Here is a 17806-nt window from a genome sequence, read left to right on the forward strand (position 1 = left end):
TTGGTGGCCTGGCGCGGAATCGAACCACGGACACGCGGATTTTCAATCCGCTGCTCTACCAACTGAGCTACCGGGCCCACAAGTGAAATTATAGCCCGAAAAAAAGCGCCCGTTTTCAAAAAACTGAAATCAGTGCTTTTTATTGCGCGTCAGGTCCACGCCCAGCTGGCGCAGCTTGCGGTACAGGTGGGTGCGCTCCAGGCCGGTCTTCTCTGCCACGCGGGTCATCGAGCCGCCTTCGCGCGCCAGGTGGAATTCGAAATAGGCCTTCTCGAAACCGTCGCGGGCTTCGCGCAGCGGCCGGTCCAGGTCAAAGCCCTGGTGGGCGTTGGGCGCAGCATCGGCCGAGGCGGCGTTGGCCACGCTGGCAACCACCGGGGCGCTGTAGCCGGTCGGCGTGAAAGACGGCGCCAGCTTGCCCGGCGCAGCGGCAGCCGGTGGCGCGGCGGCGGGTGCCGGCACATTGCGCTGCAGGCCCTGCTCGACTGCCTTGAGCAGCTTCTGCATCGTGATGGGCTTTTCCAAAAAAGAGAACGCGCCAATGCGCGTTGCTTCCACCGCCGTATCAATGGTGGCGTGGCCACTCATCATGATCACGGGCATGGTCAGCAGGCCGGTCATCGACCACTCCTTGAGCAGCGACACGCCATCGGTGTCGGGCATCCAGATGTCGAGCAGCACCAGGTCGTAGCCGCTTTCGTTGCGGGCCAAACGCGCCTGCGTGGCGTTTTCCGCAACGTCCACGCTGTGGCCCTCATCGTTCAGGATCTCCGACAGGAGGTCCCGAATTCCCAATTCGTCATCGACAACCAGAATATTTGCCATATTTTTTGAAAATCCAGTGCAACAGGTGTGAGAGTTATTTTAAATCATCACTTCTTTTTCGATAGCGAATGATAACGACACTTGGGCACCTAAGATTTTTTCCCCCTCGACTCGATTAGAGATTTCTACGCGAGCGCCATGCTCGTCCGCAATTTTCTTGACGACGGCCAAGCCCAAGCCCGTGCCCCGGGGCTTGGTCGTCACGTAGGGCTCAAACGCCTTTTGTAATATATGTTCTGGAAAACCGCAACCGCAGTCAGCAATTGTCAAACGCACCCGCTTGCTGCTGCTGCTGAACCGCGTGGAGATCCGCACCGCCGGTGCCGATGTCTCGTTGCCCACCCAGGCCTGCTGCGTTGCATCCTGCGCATTTTGCAGCAAGTTGTGGATGACCTGCCGCAACTGCTGCGCATCGCCCATGATACGTGGAGCCGCGCTGTCCAGCTCTGCCTCCACAGGGATCACAGCATTTTCCGCGCCATACAGATGCAGCACGTCCATCACCAGCGCATTGAGGTCCACGGCCTGCAGCTCGGCGGCGGGCAGGCGCGCGTAGTCGCGGAACTCGTTGACCAGCCGCTTCATCGCGTCGACCTGGTCGACGATGGTGGTCACAGACTTTTTCAAAATCGCCTGGTCCTGGCCTTCGAGCTTGTGGGCCAGCTTGATCTCCAGCCGCTCGGCTGACAGCTGGATCGGTGTCAGCGGGTTCTTGATCTCGTGGGCCAGACGGCGGGCGACCTCGCCCCAGGCCTGGGCGCGCTGCGCCGAGACGATTTCGGAGATGTCGTCGAACACCAGCAGGCGGCGGTTGTCGGGCAAGGTTGCGCCGCGCGCCACCAGGTTGATGCTGTTCTGGTTGGGCAGCTGGCTGTCGCCATGCAGTTCATAGGGCTGCTGCCAGTGGTCCAGGTAGTGCTCGTCGGTCACATCGTGCAGGCGGGCAAACTGCTGGTCCACCGCTTGCGCAAACGCCTGCAGGCCGGGCAGATCACGCAGCGGACGGCCCTCGAAGGCAGCCAGCGGGGCCCGCAAGATGCGCGTGGCGCCGGGGTTGCTGGAGTGGATCACGCCCTGGGCATCGAGCACGATGACGCCGGCCGTCAGGTTGTCCAGAATGGTCTGCAGGCTCTGGCGCGCCTCGTCGGTCTGGCGCATGCCGCGCTCCACCGCGCGGCGGGCATCGAGCAGCTGCTGCGTCATCTCGGCAAAGGAGCGGGTCAGGCCGCTCAGCTCGTCCTTGCTGGGCAGCACCGGTTTGGGCCGCAGATTGCCCGATGCCACCTCGCGCACGCCCTCGGCCAGCACCAAAAGCGGGCGCACCAGCTGGTTGCCGAGCAAGGCTGCCAGCACCACGGCGCCGAACACGGCCAGGAACAGGCTCAGGGTCAACGTGCCGATGTACATGCGGCGCAGGCCATCCCGTGCCAGCGCGCGCTCCTGGTATTCGCGGTTGGCCTCTTGGACTTTGAGGGCATTGATCACCAAGGCCGCGGGCAGTGGCATGGTGGCTTGCAGAAAGCGGCCATCAGGGATCACGCCCACATCGCCATTGGCGACCTGCACCAGCGTCTTGACGCGCACCTTGGAGGGGTCGCCGGTGATCGCGCCATTGATGTCGGCCACCTCTTCGAGACCATCGATCTGAAATGCGCGCTGCTGCTGGGTGGCGGTACGCAGCAATGCGGCCGAGGGCTTTTCGGGGTTCAGCACAAAGCGCGACTGGCCGGTGCTGGCAATCGCCTGGGAGTTGGCCGACCACAGCACCACGTCATCGGCGCCCAGCTGGTCCTTGATGCGTTCGAGCACCAGGCCGGAAGCGGCATCCGATATCTGGGACAGCTGGCTGCTCGCCGTGCGGGTGCGTTCGGCCATCGCGGTGGAGGTGGTATCGAGCGTGATGCGTGCGAGGTTGACCCCGGCGTCGAGCGCGCCTTCGACCTTCACATCGAACCAGCTCTCGATGGAGCGCGAGACGAACTGGTAGGAGACGAAATAGATCACGACGCCGGGCAGCACGCCGACCAGCGCAAAGGTGGCCGCCAGCTTGAGCAGCAGCTTGCTGCCAAAGCGGCGCGCCATCAGGCGCCGCACCAGGATGGCCACGCCCCAGAGCACCACCATGCTGAGCACGCAGGCGACCCCGATGTTGACCCCCAGCAGCACGCCGTAGTAGCGCTCGTACAGCACCCGATTGTTGGTGGCGAAAGACAGCAAGAAGAGCAGCACCAGGCCAATGCCGATCATGGCCGACAGGCCCACGATCACCGACCAGCGCGCACGGCTGGGCGTGTAGGCCACGCGCATCGACGATGTCTTTTCGATTTTCACGGCGCGCTTGCCTCCGGCAGCGGCAGCTGGCTTTTGATCTGCAGGTTCAGGCCGTCATTGCTGAACGGCGCGAACTGGAAGATGCGCGGCAACTGGCTGCTGTCGAGCCTGAAATTGAACTTGACGAGGTAGTCCACGTCGCTGGAGAGTTCGTCGGCGCTGGCGATCTTCCAGTTGCGCACGCGCTTGACCACCAGCATCACCTCGTCGAGGCTGTCAAAACTCTGGCCCAGCGATGTCACCGCAGCGGCATCGGTCAGCGGCATGCTGGAGACATGCAGGCGCCAGCGCCGCGTCAGCGGCTGGTAGCTCACGCGCAGGTAGCGGGCGGTTTTCTTGACGGTCTTGTCGCGCCAGTACCAGCGCTCGGAGATGATCTCGGCCTCCTGCACAAAGTACAGCGCTACGCCCTTGTTCAATGCATCGTCGATCTGGTCGGGCAGCGCAAACTGCAGCGCGACGGTGGCAAAGGCGCCCTCGGCATTGCGCACCAGCTGCAGCTCGACCTTTTTCTCATGGTCCGACGCGATGGCCGGCACCGCTGCAGCAAAGCACAGCACCAGCGCAAGAAGAAAGTGGTGGATCAATCGCATACGGACGGGCTCAACGAGGCGGCTTGTGCAGCAGCGCGTAGTAGAAACCGTCGTGGTCGCGCGCCAGGCTGCCCAGGCTATTGTGACCGGGCTCGCGCAACTGTGGCAACAAATGCCCTGGCGCCGGCAGCCGTTGGGCATCCGCATGGCGGCCGAGGAACTGCGCCACCTGGTCCTCGCCCTCCTCATGGAAGACCGAACAGGTGCAGTACAGCAGCCGGCCGCCAGGAACGACCAGCGGCCACAGCGCATCCAGCAACGTGCGCTGGATCTCCGCGAGCTGCGCAATGTCGGTGGAGCGGCGCAGCCAGCGCACATCGGGCTGGCGGCGGACGATGCCGGAGGCCGAGCACGGCGCGTCCAACAAAATTGCATCAAATTGCTGCATTCCGTGGCGCGCCTGCACCGCCGGCAGCCAGCTGGGCACGTCGCTGCCGCTGGCCACCACCACATCGGCCTGCAACGCCAGCCGCGCCAAGGTGTCGCCAATGCGTTCGGCGCGCTTGGCGTCGATCTCCAGCGCCACCATGTCGATGGGCCGCCGGGCCGTGGCGCACTCCAGCAGATGCGCTGTCTTGCCGCCGGGTGCGGCGCAGGCATCGAGCACATGCAGCGCGCGGCCATCGTGCGGCTGCAAGCCATCGAGCAGCAGCGGCGCGGCCATCTGGGCGGCGCTGTCCTGCACCGACACCCAGCCTTGCGCAAACTGCGGCAGCTGATCGACCGGCACCCCACGCGCCAGCACCAGGCCGGCCTCACCCACGCCGACAACGGCCTCGATGCCCGCGTCATCGAGCAGCGCCAGGTAGCCGGCGCGGCTGCAGCGCTGCAGGTTCACGCGCAAGGCCATCGGGGCCTGCGCATTGTTGGCGGCCACGATGGCCTGCCAGTCCTGCGGATAGTCCTGCTGCAGGCGCTTGAGCCACCACTGCGGGTGGTTGAATTGCGCCACCGGCTCCTGGGCCACGGCACGCAGCAAATCATCGCGCTCACGCAGGAAGCTGCGCAGGCAGCCGTTGATGAACGCCGATTGCGACTTGGTGGCCGAGCGCTTCTTGGCGGCATCCACCGCCTGGTTCACGACGGTGAACGCGTCGTAGCGCGGCACCTCGGGCAACAACAGTGCCAGCGCCGTGCACAGCAGGGCATCGACCGCGCTGGCGGGCTTGCGCGGGGCCAGCTCGGCACGCACGGCTTCTGCGGTGCCCAGCACGCGCAGCACATCCATCAACAGGGCCTGCACGCCGGCGCGCAGCGCGGGCTCTACGCCGCCCAGCACGGCACGGGCCGATTGGCCCTGGCGCACTTCCTGCAAGGCGCGCGCCACCGCCACCAGCTGGGCGGACAGGCTGGGGCCTGGGTTGGGGGTGGCTGCCGTGGCGGCCCGGGAGGGTTGTCGTGGACGGGAAGATGGGTTCATGCCGGGGGAGTACAAAGGCCTGGGTGCCGCTGCGGTACAAAAGGAATACTAATCGATATGCCCCAGGCAGCCTCTGCGCGGGCAGAGCAGGCCTGGTAAAGACACTGTGCGAAACACCCGGCCCGGCGCCGGATGCGCGGGCGGTTGGGGGCTTGGCACAGGGCCATCATCGGGGCGAGCCGGAAGTGAGGCAATAAAAAACCCGTAATTCCGCGGCGCGAAATTACGGGTCTTGCAAAGAACCTGGTCAAGGCAGGTGCTGACGGTCCACGCCGGACCTGACTGGCTTGCACCAGTCAGGCAGCGGCGGCTTAGTCAGCAGCAGGGTCTGCAGCGGTGTCCGCAGCGGCTTCTTCGGACACACCGGCCAGCTCGGCCGCTTCCGCATCGGCGATCGCGCGGCGCTCGGCCTCGTCCATTTCGTCCTTGGCCTTGCGCGCCTGGTGGTAAGCCAGACCGGTACCAGCGGGGATCAGACGACCCACGATGACGTTTTCCTTCAGGCCACGCAGCTCGTCGCGCTTGCCCATGATGGCAGCCTCGGTCAGCACGCGGGTCGTTTCCTGGAAGGAAGCGGCCGAGATGAAGGAGTCGGTCGACAGCGAAGCCTTGGTGATACCCAGCAACACGTTGGAGTAGACCGCAGGGATCTTGCCATCGCGCAGTGCAGCTTCGTTGGTGTTGAGCACTTCGGAGCGCTCGACCTGCTCACCCTGGATGTAGGAGGTATCACCCGGGGCTTCGATGACCACGCGGCGCAGCATCTGGCGAACGATCACCTCGATGTGCTTGTCGTTGATCTTCACGCCCTGCAAGCGGTACACGTCCTGCACTTCGTCCACGATGTAGCGCGAGAGCTCTTCGATACCCAGCAGGCGCAGGATGTCCTGCGGATCGGCTGGGCCGTCGACGATCAGCTCGCCCTTGTTGACCACCTGGCCTTCGTGCACCAGGATGTTGCGTTCCTTGGGAACCAGCTCTTCCCAGACCTTGCCTTCCAGATCGGTGATCTGCAGGCGCACCTTGCCCTTGGTTTCCTTGCCGTAGGACACGGTACCGGTCATCTCGGCCAGCGCGCCCTTGTCCTTCGGCGTACGGGCTTCGAACAGCTCGGCCACACGTGGCAGACCACCGGTAATGTCGCGGGTCTTCTGGCCTTCCATCGGGATACGGGCCAGCACTTCGCCGGGGCCCACTTCCTGGCCATCGCGCACCTGCAGCAGAGCGCCGACCTGGAAGCCGATCGTCACCGCGTGGTCGGTACCAGGAATCTTGACTTCCTGGCCGTTGGCATCTGCCAGCTTGACCTGCGGACGCACCACCTTGGCAGAGCCACGGTGCTTCGGATCGATCACCACCAGGGTGGACAGACCGGTCACTTCGTCGACCTGCTTGGCCACCGTCAGACCTTCTTCGACATTCTCGAACTTCACCTGACCGGCGTATTCGGTAATGATCGGGCGGGTCAGCGGATCCCAGTTGGCCAACACGGTACCTGCCTTGATCTGCTGATCAGGCTTGATCGACAGCGTTGCACCGTAAGGCATCTTGTGACGCTCACGCTCGCGGCCGTACTCGTCCTGGATCACGATTTCGCCGGAGCGGGAAATCACGACCAGTTCGCCCTTGTTGTTGGTCACATAGCGCATCTGTGGATTGAAGCCCACGATACCGTTGGACTTGGCTTCCACGCTGGAGGCCACTGCCGCACGCGACGCCGCACCACCGATGTGGAACGTACGCATGGTCAGCTGCGTGCCAGGCTCACCGATGGACTGGGCAGCGATCACACCGACGGCTTCGCCGAGGTTGATCAGGCCGCCACGGCCCAGGTCGCGGCCGTAGCAAGTGGCGCACAGACCGAAGCGGGTTTCGCAGGTCAGTGCCGTGCGCACCTTCACTTCGTCCACACCAGCAGCTTCCAGCTCTTCGATCAGGTCTTCGTCGAACAGATCGCCAGCCTTGGCCAACAGGGCGCGGGTCTCAGGGTGCAGCACTTCGTCCGCAGCGGTACGGCCCAGGATACGGTCGCGCAGCGACTCGATCACTTCACCGCCTTCGACCACAGCGCGCATCAACGTGCCGTTGTGCGTGCCGCAGTCGAGCTCGGTGATGACCAGATCCTGCGTCACGTCCACCAGACGGCGCGTCAGGTAGCCGGAGTTGGCCGTCTTCAGCGCCGTATCCGCCAGACCCTTACGGGCACCGTGGGTGGAGATGAAGTACTGCAACACGTTCAGACCTTCACGGAAGTTCGCCGTGATGGGGGTCTCGATGATCGAGCCGTCAGGCTTGGCCATCAGACCACGCATACCCGCCAGCTGGCGGATCTGTGCGGCCGAGCCACGGGCGCCGGAGTCGGCCATCATGTAAATCGCGTTGAACGATTCCTGATCGACTTCCTTGCCATGGCGGTCAATGACCTTTTCCTTGGCCAGCTGGGCCATCATGACCTTGGAGACTTCGTCACCGGCCTTGCCCCAGATGTCCACCACCTTGTTGTAGCGCTCGCCAGCGGTGACCAGACCGGAGACGTACTGCTGCTCGATTTCCTTCACTTCCGCTTCGGAGCGGGCGATGATCTCGGCCTTTTGCGGTGGCACCAGCATGTCGCCGATGGCGATCGAGATACCGGAGCGCGTTGCCAGACGGAAGCCGTTTTGCAGCAGCTTGTCGGCGAACACCACGGTTTCCTTCAGACCGCACTTGCGGAACGAGATGTTGATCAGCTTGGAGATTTCCTTCTTCTTCAACGTCTTGTTGATCGAAGAGAAAGGCATACCCTTGGGCAGAATCTCGGACAGCAGGGCGCGGCCAACGGTGGTTTCCACCAGCTTGGTCGTCGGCTCGAACTCACCGGAGGCCTTGTTCTTGTTCCACTCGGTCAGACGCACGCTGATCTTGGTGGCGCGCTCGACTTGCTCGGCATCCAGTGCGCGTTGCACTTCGCCGATGTCGGAGAACACCATGCCTTCGCCCTTGCCGTTGATCTTCTCGCGGGTGGCCTGGTACAGGCCCAGCACCACGTCTTGAGAAGGAACGATCGAGGGTTCGCCCGAAGCGGGGAACAGCACGTTGTTGGAGGCCAGCATCAGGGTGCGGGCTTCCATCTGTGCTTCCACCGACAGCGGCACGTGAACAGCCATCTGGTCACCGTCGAAGTCAGCGTTGAATGCCGCGCAAACCAGCGGGTGCAGTTGCAGGGCCTTGCCTTCGATCAGGATAGGCTCGAACGCCTGGATACCCAGACGGTGCAGCGTAGGTGCGCGGTTGAGCATGATCGGATGCTCGCGGATCACCTCTTCCAGGATGTCCCACACCACGGGGGTGCCGGTTTCCACTTCCTTCTTGGCGGCCTTGATGGTCGTGGCGATGCCACGCGCTTCGAGCTGCGCGAAGATGAAAGGCTTGAACAGCTCCAGCGCCATCAGCTTGGGCAGACCGCACTGGTGCAGCTTGAGCGTTGGGCCCACGGTAATCACGGAACGACCGGAGTAGTCGACGCGCTTGCCCAGCAAGTTCTGGCGGAAACGACCGCTCTTGCCCTTGATCATGTCGGCCAGCGACTTGAGGGCACGCTTGTTCGCGCCGGTCATGGCCTTGCCACGGCGGCCGTTGTCCAGCAGCGAGTCGACCGCTTCTTGCAGCATGCGCTTTTCATTGCGGGCAATGATCTCTGGAGCCTTCAGCTCCAGCAGGCGGCGCAGACGCGAGTTACGGTTGATGACGCGGCGGTACAGGTCGTTCAGGTCGGAGGTCGCAAAGCGGCCGCCGTCCAGCGGCACCAGTGGACGCAGATCGGGAGGCAGCACAGGCAGCACTTCCATCACCATCCAACCGGGCTTGATGCCGGACTTCTTGAACGCTTCGAGCAGCTTCAGGCGTTTGGCGTTCTTCTTGACCTTGACTTCGGAGCCGGTCAGGTCGTTGCGCAGGCGCTCGATTTCCGCATCGATCTCGATGCCTTCGAGCAGGTCCTTGATGCCTTCGGCGCCCATCTTGGCTACGAATTCATCACCGTACTCTTCGACGTTCTTGTCGTACTCGTCTTCCGACATGATGCTGAACTTCTTCAGCGGGGTCATGCCGGGGTCGGTCACCACGTAGGCTTCGAAGTACAGCACGCGTTCGATGTCGCGCAAAGTCATGTCCAGCACCAGGCCCAGGCGCGAAGGCAGGGACTTGAGGAACCAGATATGGGCGCAAGGCGCGGCCAGGTCGATGTGACCCATGCGCTCGCGGCGCACCTTGGTCTGCGTGACTTCAACGCCGCACTTCTCGCAGATCACACCGCGGTGCTTCAAGCGCTTGTACTTGCCGCACAGGCATTCGTAGTCCTTGATCGGGCCAAAGATCTTGGCGCAGAACAGACCATCGCGCTCGGGCTTGAAGGTACGGTAGTTGATGGTCTCGGGCTTCTTCACTTCGCCGAAAGACCACGAACGGATCTTTTCGGGCGAAGCCAGGCCGATTTTGATGGCATCGAAATGCTCATCAGGCGTAAATTGTTTGAACAGGTCGAGTAGCGATTTCATAGACTCTTTCCCCCTTCAATTAAGAACGTTCCAGTTCGATGTCCAGGCCCAGGGAACGGATTTCCTTGACCAGCACATTGAACGACTCCGGCATGCCGGCTTCGATGGCGTGTTCGCCCTTGACGATGGATTCGTACACCTTGGTACGGCCCACCACGTCATCGGACTTCACGGTCAGCATTTCCTGCAGCACATAGGCGGCGCCATACGCTTCCAGCGCCCACACTTCCATTTCACCGAAACGCTGACCACCGAACTGGGCCTTACCGCCCAGAGGTTGTTGCGTCACCAGCGAGTAAGGACCAGTGGAGCGGGCGTGCATCTTGTCGTCGACCAAGTGGTGCAGCTTCAGGTAGTGCATGTAGCCGATGGTGGTGGGGCGCTCGAAGCGCTCACCGGTGCGGCCGTCATACAGGTAAGCCTGGGTGCGTGGCTCGGTCAGACCCTTGCGTGCCTGGATGTCATCCGGGTACGCCAGCTTGAGCATGTCCTTGATTTCCTGCTCGGAAGCACCGTCGAACACGGGCGTTGCGAAAGGCACGCCGTTCTTCAGGTTTTCCGCCATGAACATGATCTGCTCATCGGACAGTTGCTTGAGGTCTTCCTTGCGGCCGCGGCTGTTGTACACCTCTTCCAGGAAGGAGCGCACTTCAGCGGCACGGGCTTCGGCCTGCAGCATGTCACCGATACGCTGGCCCAGGCCCTTGCCGGCCCAGCCCAGGTGGACTTCCAGCACCTGACCGATGTTCATGCGCGAAGGCACGCCCAGCGGGTTCAGCACGATGTCGGCGGTGGTGCCATCGGCCATGAAAGGCATGTCTTCCACCGGCACGATCTTGGAGACCACACCCTTGTTACCGTGACGGCCGGCCATCTTGTCGCCAGGCTGCAGACGGCGCTTGACGGCCAGGTAGACCTTGACCATCTTGAGCACGCCAGCAGGCAGCTCGTCGCCTTGCGTGAGCTTCTTGCGCTTTTCTTCGAAAGCCAGGTCGAAGTTGTGGCGTTGCTGCTCGATGGAGTTCTTGATGGACTCCAGCTGGGCTGCGACGTCGTCTTCGGCTGGGCGGATATCGAACCAGTGGAACTTCTCCACGCCGTCCAGATAGGCCTTGTCGATCTTGGTGCCCTTGGCCAGCTTTTGCGGGCCGCCATTGGCCACGCGGCCGTTGAGCAGCTTGGCGATACGGTCAAACGCATCGGCTTCCACAATACGCAGCTGGTCGTTCAGGTCCAGACGGAAACGCTTGAGTTCGTCGTCGATGATCTGCTGGGCGCGCTTGTCGCGCTGGATGCCTTCACGGGTGAAGACCTGCACATCGATCACGGTACCTTGCGAGCCCTGGTCCACGCGCAGCGAGGTGTCCTTCACGTCGGACGCCTTCTCGCCGAAGATGGCACGCAGCAGCTTCTCTTCCGGGGTCAGCGTGGTCTCGCCCTTTGGCGTGACCTTGCCCACCAGCACATCGCCGGGTTGCACTTCTGCACCCACGTAGATGATGCCGGACTCGTCCAGACGGTTGAGTTGCTGCTCGGACAGGTTCGGGATGTCGCGCGTGATTTCCTCGGCACCGAGCTTGGTGTCGCGGGCCATCACCACCAGTTCCTCGATGTGGATCGAGGTGTAGCGGTCTTCCGCCACCACGCGTTCGGAGATCAGGATCGAGTCTTCGAAGTTGTAGCCGTTCCAGGTCATGAAGGCGATCAGCATGTTCTGACCAATGGCGATTTCGCCCAGGTCGGTCGATGCGCCGTCCGCAATCACGTCACCCTTGGCCAGCTTGTCGCCGCGGCGAACCACAGGACGCTGGTGGATGTTGGTGTTCTGGTTGGAACGCTGGTACTTGATGAGGTTGTAGATGTCCACACCCACTTCACCGGCCACGGCTTCTTCGTCGTTCACACGGATCACGATACGGGTCGCGTCCACGTAGTCGACGATACCGCCACGGGTGGCCGTCACGACGGTGCCCGAGTCGACCGCAGCAACGCGCTCGATACCGGTACCGACCATGGGCTTTTCAGGGCGCAGCACAGGCACGGCCTGGCGCGACATGTTGGCACCCATCAATGCGCGGTTCGCGTCATCGTGTTCCAGGAACGGAATCAGCGACGCAGCCACCGACACGATCTGTGCGGGCGACACGTCCATGTACTGCACGCGCTCGGCGGACAGCAGGGTCGATTCACCGTTTTCACGGGCAGAGACCAGGTCACCGGTCAGGCGGCCTTCGGCGTCGAGCTCGGCATTGGCCTGCGCGATCACGTACTTGCCTTCTTCGATGGCCGACAGGTAGTCCATCTGGTCGGTCACCTTGCCATCGATCACGCGACGGTAAGGGGTTTCGATGAAACCGTACTCGTTCAGACGCGCGTACAGAGCCAGCGAGTTGATCAGACCGATGTTCGGACCTTCAGGCGTTTCGATCGGGCAGACGCGGCCGTAGTGGGTCACGTGCACGTCACGCACTTCGAAGCCTGCGCGTTCGCGGGTCAGACCACCTGGGCCCAGAGCGGAAACACGGCGCTTGTGCGTGATTTCAGCCAGCGGGTTGGTCTGGTCCATGAACTGCGACAGCTGCGAGGCGCCGAAGAATTCCTTCAGGGCGGCCGAGATCGGCTTGCTGTTGATCAGGTCGTGCGGCATCAGGGGCTCTTGCTCAGCCTGGCCCAGACGCTCCTTCACAGCCTTTTCGATACGTGCCAGACCGGTGCGGTACTGGTTTTCGGCCAGCTCGCCCACGCAACGCACGCGGCGGTTGCCCAGGTGGTCGATGTCATCGACTTCACCCTTGCCGTTGCGCAGATCCACCAGGATCTTCACGACTTCGAGGATGTCTTCGTTGGACAGCACCATGGGACCGGTCGGGGTGTCGCGGCCGATCTTGGCGTTGAACTTCATACGGCCGACACGCGACAGATCGTAGGTGTCTTCGTTGTAGAACAAACGCTGGAACAGCGCCTGCACGGCGTCCTCGGTGGGAGGCTCACCAGGGCGCATCATGCGGTAGATGGCAACGCGTGCCGCGAACTCGTCAGCGGTTTCATCGGTGCGCAGGGTCTGCGAGATGTAGGCGCCGTGGCTCAGTTCGTTGGTGTAGATGCAAGCCAGATCCTGGATGCCGGCGGAGCGCAGCTTTTTGAGCAGCGCTTCGGTCATCTCTTCGTTGGCCTTGGCGATGATTTCACCGGTGTCAGGGTCAACGATGTTCTTGGCAGCGACGCGGCCGAGCAGGAAGTCTTCAGGCACGCTGATGAACTTGGTGCCCGATTGCTCCATCTCGCGGGTGTGGCGCGCGGTGATGCGCTTGTCCTTGGCCACAACCACCTTGCCCGACTTGTCGGTGATGTCAAAGCGCGCGACTTCACCCTTGAGGCGGTCAGCCACAAATTCCATTTGCGCGCCGCTGTCCATCAGGCGGAAGTTGTCGTTCTCGTAGAACGTCGCCAGGATGGACTCGGGCGTCATGCCGATGGCCTTGAGCAGAATCGACACCGGCATCTTGCGGCGGCGGTCCACACGGAAGAACAGCAGGTCCTTGGGGTCGAACTCGAAGTCCAGCCAGGAGCCGCGGTAAGGGATGATGCGTGCCGAGAACAGCAGCTTGCCCGAGCTGTGCGTCTTGCCCTTGTCGTGTTCAAAGAACACACCTGGCGAGCGGTGCAGCTGCGAGACGATCACACGCTCGGTACCATTGACAATGAATGAACCTTTGTCCGTCATCAGGGGCACTTCGCCCATGTAGACTTCCTGCTCCTTCACTTCCTTGACCACCTTGGACTGGGGCGTGGAGGATTCACGGTCATAGATGATCAACTGCACCTTGGCGCGCACAGCGGACGAGAAGGTCAGACCACGGGTCTGGCATTCGCGCACGTCGAAAGCGGGCCTGGCGAGGTTGTACTCGACAAACTTCATCTCCACAAAACCGTTGTGCGAGACGATGGGGAAAGCCGAGTTGAAGGCAGCTTGCAAGCCTTCATCAGTACGCTTTTTGGGGGCCGAGTCTGCTTGCAAAAATGCGGTGTAAGCATCTTTTTGCATTTGCAGCAGGTAAGGCACTTCGAGCACGCTATCGCGGCTGCCGAAACTTTTGCGGATTCGCTTGCGTTCGGTGTAAGAATAGGCCATGAGATCTCCGGGCAAAGACATGAGTCCTGGGTCTTCGACGACACCCCTGTGACGGGGTTGCAGCTTGGTGGGTTGGCCACTACCAACCATGGCAGACGGTGGTGCATTGCACACCACCCGAACCAAGGGGTTTTCTAGTGTCGGATGTTAGAAAACACTAAAAATCAGCCATCTACGGCCAGTTTTTGGTGTGCTCTAGCGAACGAGATTCCAGAAGCGCCAAAGGCTGGAGCACCTTTTCGGGTACTCCAGCCTTGAAAAAGCCCTCAATTACTTGAGTTCAGCCTTTGCACCAGCTTCGGTCAGCTTCTTGGCAGCTGCGTCAGCGTCAGCCTTAGGCATAGCTTCCTTCAGAACCTTAGGAGCGCCGTCGACCATGTCCTTGGCTTCCTTCAGACCCAGACCAGTGATTTCACGCACGGCCTTGATCACGCCAACCTTGTTAGCGCCGGCTTCCAGCAGCACCAGGTTGAACTCGGTCTTTTCTTCAGCAGCAGCAGCGCCACCGCCACCACCAGCAGCAGGAGCGGCCATAGCAGCAGCGCTCACGCCAAACTTTTCTTCAATTGCCTTGACCAGGTCGTTCAGTTCCAGAACAGTCATGCTGTCCAGGGAGGTCAAGAATGCGTCTTTATCGAATGCCATTTTGATTTCCTAAATATATCGGTTGGTTTTGCCGCGCTTAAGCTGCAGCGGCTTCGGCGACTTCTGCGCCTTCGCCCTTTTTGGCCGCCAGTGCGCCCAGCACAACGGCCGTACGCGAGATTGGCGACATGAGCAAGCCACACAATTGGGCCAGCAGCACTTCCTTGGAAGGCACGCTTGCCAGTTGCTTAACGCTGTTAGCGTCCAACGCCTTTCCTTCGAATGCACCACCGCGAATCACCAACTTATCGTTGGTCTTCGCGAAATCGGCCACCACCTTGGCGGCGGCGATTGCATCTTCAGAGAAACCGTAGATCAGCGGGCCGGTCATCTGGTCAGCCACCACTTCAAAGCTGCTACCAGCAACAGCGCGACGAGCCAGGGTGTTCTTGAGAACACTCAGCGTCACGCCTTGCTTGCGTGCTTCCACACGCAGCTTCGTCATGTCAGCGACCGTGATGCCGCGGTATTCCGCGAACACAAGCGTTTGAGCTTTAGCGGCGAGGCTGGTCACTTCATTGATGACCGCTTCTTTCTCACTGCGATTCAGACTCAAGGTCTACTCCTTCAAATGCGCAAATCGGGGCGAGCCCCTCATGCGCGCTCTTGTTGCAGCGACCAACTGTTTTGGAAATTCATCCATCTGCAGCGGGATCGCCATCTGCGTTGGCAAAAAGATTTAAGTGATCCAATCACACCAACGGTCTTGGATGGCCTGGCATGGCGTTTTTCTCAAAACCCCTTGCCAGCCCACCACACCAGACCGGTGCAAGCACCGGTCTGACGATTTTTTTAGCAATTACGCTGCGATGGACTGTGCATCGACGCGCACGCCGATACCCATCGTCGACGACACCGCCACCTTGCGCAGGTACAGACCCTTGCTGGTAGCTGGCTTTGCCTTGTTCAGAGCGTCGATCAGCGCAGCCAGGTTGCCCTGGAGCTTGTCGTTCTCGAACGAACGGCGGCCGATGGTCGAGTGAACGATACCAGCCTTGTCAACGCGGAACTGCACCTGACCTGCCTTGGCGTTCTTCACAGCCGTAGCGACGTCGGGCGTCACGGTGCCCACCTTGGGGTTAGGCATCAGACCGCGTGGGCCCAGGATTTGACCCAGGGTACCAACGATACGCATGGCGTCAGGCGCAGCGATCACGATGTCGAAAGGCATGTCACCAGCCTTGACCATCGCGGCCAGCTCGTCCATACCCACGATATCGGCACCAGCGGCCTTGGCTTCTTCAGCCTTGGCGCCTTGTGCGAACACGGCCACGCGGGTGGTCTTGCCGGTGCCGTTAGGCAGCACGACAGCGCCACGAACCACTTGGTCCGACTTCTTGGCGTCCACGCCCAGCTGGATAGCCACGTCGATGGATTCATCAAACTTGGCCGTAGCGGCGTCCTTCACGAGCGCCACTGCATCAGCGAATGCGTACAGCTTGGTGGTGTCCACCTTGCCTTGCAGGGCTTTTTGCTTCTTGGTCAACTTTGCCATCTTAGAGGCCCTCCACCGTAACGCCCATCGAACGGGCGGAACCAGCCAGCGTGCGCACAGCGGCGTCAACGTCAGCAGCGTTCATGTCCTTCAGCTTGGTCTTGGCGATCTCTTCCAGCTGAGCGCGGGTGATCTTGCCGACCTTGGTGGCCAGAGGGCTCGAAGAACCCTTGTCCAGCTTGATCGCCTTCTTGATCAGCACCGTTGCGGGTGGGGTCTTGATGACGAACGTGAAGCTCTTGTCCGCGAAAGCGGTGATCACCACAGGCAGTGGCAGACCTGGCTCAACACCTTGGGTCTGGGCGTTGAACGCCTTGCAGAATTCCATGATGTTAAGACCACGTTGACCCAGCGCTGGACCAATGGGTGGCGATGGATTGGCTTTACCAGCTGGCACTTGCAGCTTGATGAAGCCGACAATTTTCTTTGCCATTTATAGCTCCTTACGGGTAAAAACGCCCGCACTGCATAGCGCGGGCTCCCCGAGGTTAAGACTCTGTTTAGGCACCGAGTCCGTAAGTGCATGAAAATCAATCAGGTTTTTTCAACCTGCGCAAATTCCAGCTCAACCGGAGTTGAACGGCCAAAGATCATAACAGAAACGCGAAGTCGACTCTTTTCGTAGTTTACTTCTTCGACCGATCCGTTGAAGTCCGTGAACGGACCTTCCTTGACGCGGATGAATTCGCCGACGGTGAATTCGATCTTGTGGCGTGGCTTGTCCGAGCCCTCTTCCATCTGCAGAACGATCTTCTGAACTTCTGCTTCGGAGATCGGCGCCGGACGGTTCTTGGCGCCGCCGACAAAGCCCGTCACCTTGCTGGTGTGCTTGACCAAGTGCCAGGTGTCGTCGTCCATGACCATCTCGACAAACACATAGCCCGGGAACAGGCGGCGCTCGGTGGTCTTTTTCTGACCATTGCGCACTTCCACCACTTCCTCAGTAGGCACCAGAATGCGGCCGAACTTGCTTTGCATGTCCGAGCGGTGAATGCGCTCCAGGATGTTGCGCTCAACGGCCTTCTCCATGCCCGAGTAGGCATGCACGATGTACCAGCGCAGATCGGGATTAGCAGCACTCATAGGCGCCTCAGCGCCTGTGTTGGTTGTTTCGTCCGTGTTCGACATTACTTCCTCCAGCCCAGAACCAGGTCGTACAAGACCCATTCCAGCGTTTTATCAGTCATCCACAAGAACAAAGACATGATGACCACAAACGCAAACACGTAAGCGGTCATCTGCAGCGTCTCTTTACGCGAAGGCCAGACAACCTTCTTGACTTCACGCCAGGAGTCCTTGGCAAAACCAACAAATTGCTTACCTGGTTCAGACACCAGAAAAACGGTGACCGCCGCAATCAGGGCCACAATCAGCACGGCCCACTGGGCAACCGCACCTTGTTTGGCCAACAGGTAAAAGCCGGCGATACCGGCGATGACCAATGCAGCTACAGCGAACAGCTTGAGCTTGTCCGCACCAGAACTAACAGTTTCAACTTGTGTAGCAGCCATGTCGACAATTCAGAGATGGAAAATAGGCGTCACTCAAGACGCCGAAGCCCGCCTTGTAATCAGGCGGGCTTGGTTGACCACTTATTCAGTGGCAGGGGCAGTAGGAATCGAACCTACAACCTTCGGTTTTGGAGACCGACGCTCTGCCAATTGAGCTATACCCCTACGAAATCAATACTTACGCAATGATCTTGGCAACCACGCCAGCGCCCACGGTACGGCCGCCTTCGCGGATAGCGAAGCGCAGACCTTCTTCCATAGCGATGGGGTTGATCAGCTTGACGGTGATCGACACGTTGTCGCCAGGCATAACCATTTC

Annotated in this window: 13 protein-coding genes and 2 tRNA genes; all 15 read right to left on the reverse strand. The window is 61.0% G+C overall.

The genetic code is table 11. The features are described from left to right. Window position 1 precedes the first annotated feature (1 nt). Window positions 2-77: transfer RNA gene (locus AB7A72_RS23605), tRNA-Phe, on the reverse strand. 52 nt (window positions 78-129) lie between these two features. After that, a complete protein-coding gene (locus AB7A72_RS23610) occupies window positions 130-825 on the reverse strand; it encodes a response regulator (RefSeq protein ID WP_239810344.1) in 696 nt (231 codons plus the stop codon). A 39-nt stretch (window positions 826-864) separates the two neighbouring features. Continuing rightward, window positions 865-3132 carry a sensor histidine kinase gene (locus AB7A72_RS23615; RefSeq protein WP_369461313.1) on the reverse strand — a complete coding sequence of 756 codons (2268 nt, stop codon included), beginning with the start codon at window positions 3130-3132 and terminating at the stop codon, window positions 865-867. Window positions 3133-3152: 20 nt separating this feature from the next. Continuing rightward, window positions 3153-3749 carry a DUF4390 domain-containing protein gene (locus AB7A72_RS23620; protein ID WP_239810343.1) on the reverse strand — a complete coding sequence of 199 codons (597 nt, stop codon included), beginning with the start codon at window positions 3747-3749 and terminating at the stop codon, window positions 3153-3155. Window positions 3750-3759: 10 nt separating this feature from the next. After that, on the reverse strand, window positions 3760-5169 hold the full coding sequence (gene rsmB / locus AB7A72_RS23625) for a 16S rRNA (cytosine(967)-C(5))-methyltransferase RsmB (protein ID WP_369461312.1): 1410 nt from the start codon (window positions 5167-5169) through the stop codon (window positions 3760-3762). A 311-nt stretch (window positions 5170-5480) separates the two neighbouring features. Further along, on the reverse strand, window positions 5481-9704 hold the full coding sequence (rpoC, locus tag AB7A72_RS23630) for a DNA-directed RNA polymerase subunit beta' (RefSeq protein WP_239810341.1): 4224 nt from the start codon (window positions 9702-9704) through the stop codon (window positions 5481-5483). A gap of 19 nt (window positions 9705-9723) precedes the next feature. Continuing rightward, window positions 9724-13836, reverse strand: a complete 4113-nt coding sequence (rpoB, locus tag AB7A72_RS23635; protein ID WP_312836584.1) for a DNA-directed RNA polymerase subunit beta — start codon at window positions 13834-13836, stop codon at window positions 9724-9726. A 270-nt stretch (window positions 13837-14106) separates the two neighbouring features. Further along, window positions 14107-14481 carry a 50S ribosomal protein L7/L12 gene (gene rplL / locus AB7A72_RS23640; RefSeq protein WP_230773212.1) on the reverse strand — a complete coding sequence of 125 codons (375 nt, stop codon included), beginning with the start codon at window positions 14479-14481 and terminating at the stop codon, window positions 14107-14109. Window positions 14482-14518: 37 nt separating this feature from the next. Next, on the reverse strand, window positions 14519-15037 hold the full coding sequence (gene rplJ, locus AB7A72_RS23645; protein ID WP_230773211.1) for a 50S ribosomal protein L10: 519 nt from the start codon (window positions 15035-15037) through the stop codon (window positions 14519-14521). A 243-nt stretch (window positions 15038-15280) separates the two neighbouring features. Beyond that, window positions 15281-15976 (reverse strand): 50S ribosomal protein L1, encoded by a 696-nt coding sequence (gene rplA / locus AB7A72_RS23650; protein WP_239810339.1) that lies wholly within the window; start codon window positions 15974-15976, stop codon window positions 15281-15283. 1 nt (window position 15977) lies between these two features. Beyond that, the gene (gene rplK / locus AB7A72_RS23655) at window positions 15978-16409 is read right to left on the reverse strand and encodes a 50S ribosomal protein L11 (protein ID WP_312531197.1); all 432 of its coding nucleotides are present in this window, start codon (window positions 16407-16409) and stop codon (window positions 15978-15980) included. A gap of 101 nt (window positions 16410-16510) precedes the next feature. Beyond that, a complete protein-coding gene (nusG, locus tag AB7A72_RS23660) occupies window positions 16511-17104 on the reverse strand; it encodes a transcription termination/antitermination protein NusG (protein WP_021025390.1) in 594 nt (197 codons plus the stop codon). After that, a complete protein-coding gene (gene secE, locus AB7A72_RS23665; protein ID WP_239810338.1) occupies window positions 17104-17487 on the reverse strand; it encodes a preprotein translocase subunit SecE in 384 nt (127 codons plus the stop codon). Before secE ends, nusG begins: the two co-directional genes overlap by 1 nt. An 89-nt stretch (window positions 17488-17576) precedes the next feature. Next, window positions 17577-17652 (reverse strand) — tRNA-Trp (locus tag AB7A72_RS23670). 13 nt (window positions 17653-17665) lie between these two features. Next, window positions 17666-17806 (reverse strand): EF-Tu C-terminal domain-related protein (locus tag AB7A72_RS23675; protein WP_455423821.1); only part of this gene is annotated, 141 nt, incomplete at its 5' end.

The sequence above is a fragment of the Comamonas sediminis genome (assembly GCF_041107495.1).
Lineage (GTDB): Bacteria > Pseudomonadota > Gammaproteobacteria > Burkholderiales > Burkholderiaceae_C > Comamonas > Comamonas sediminis.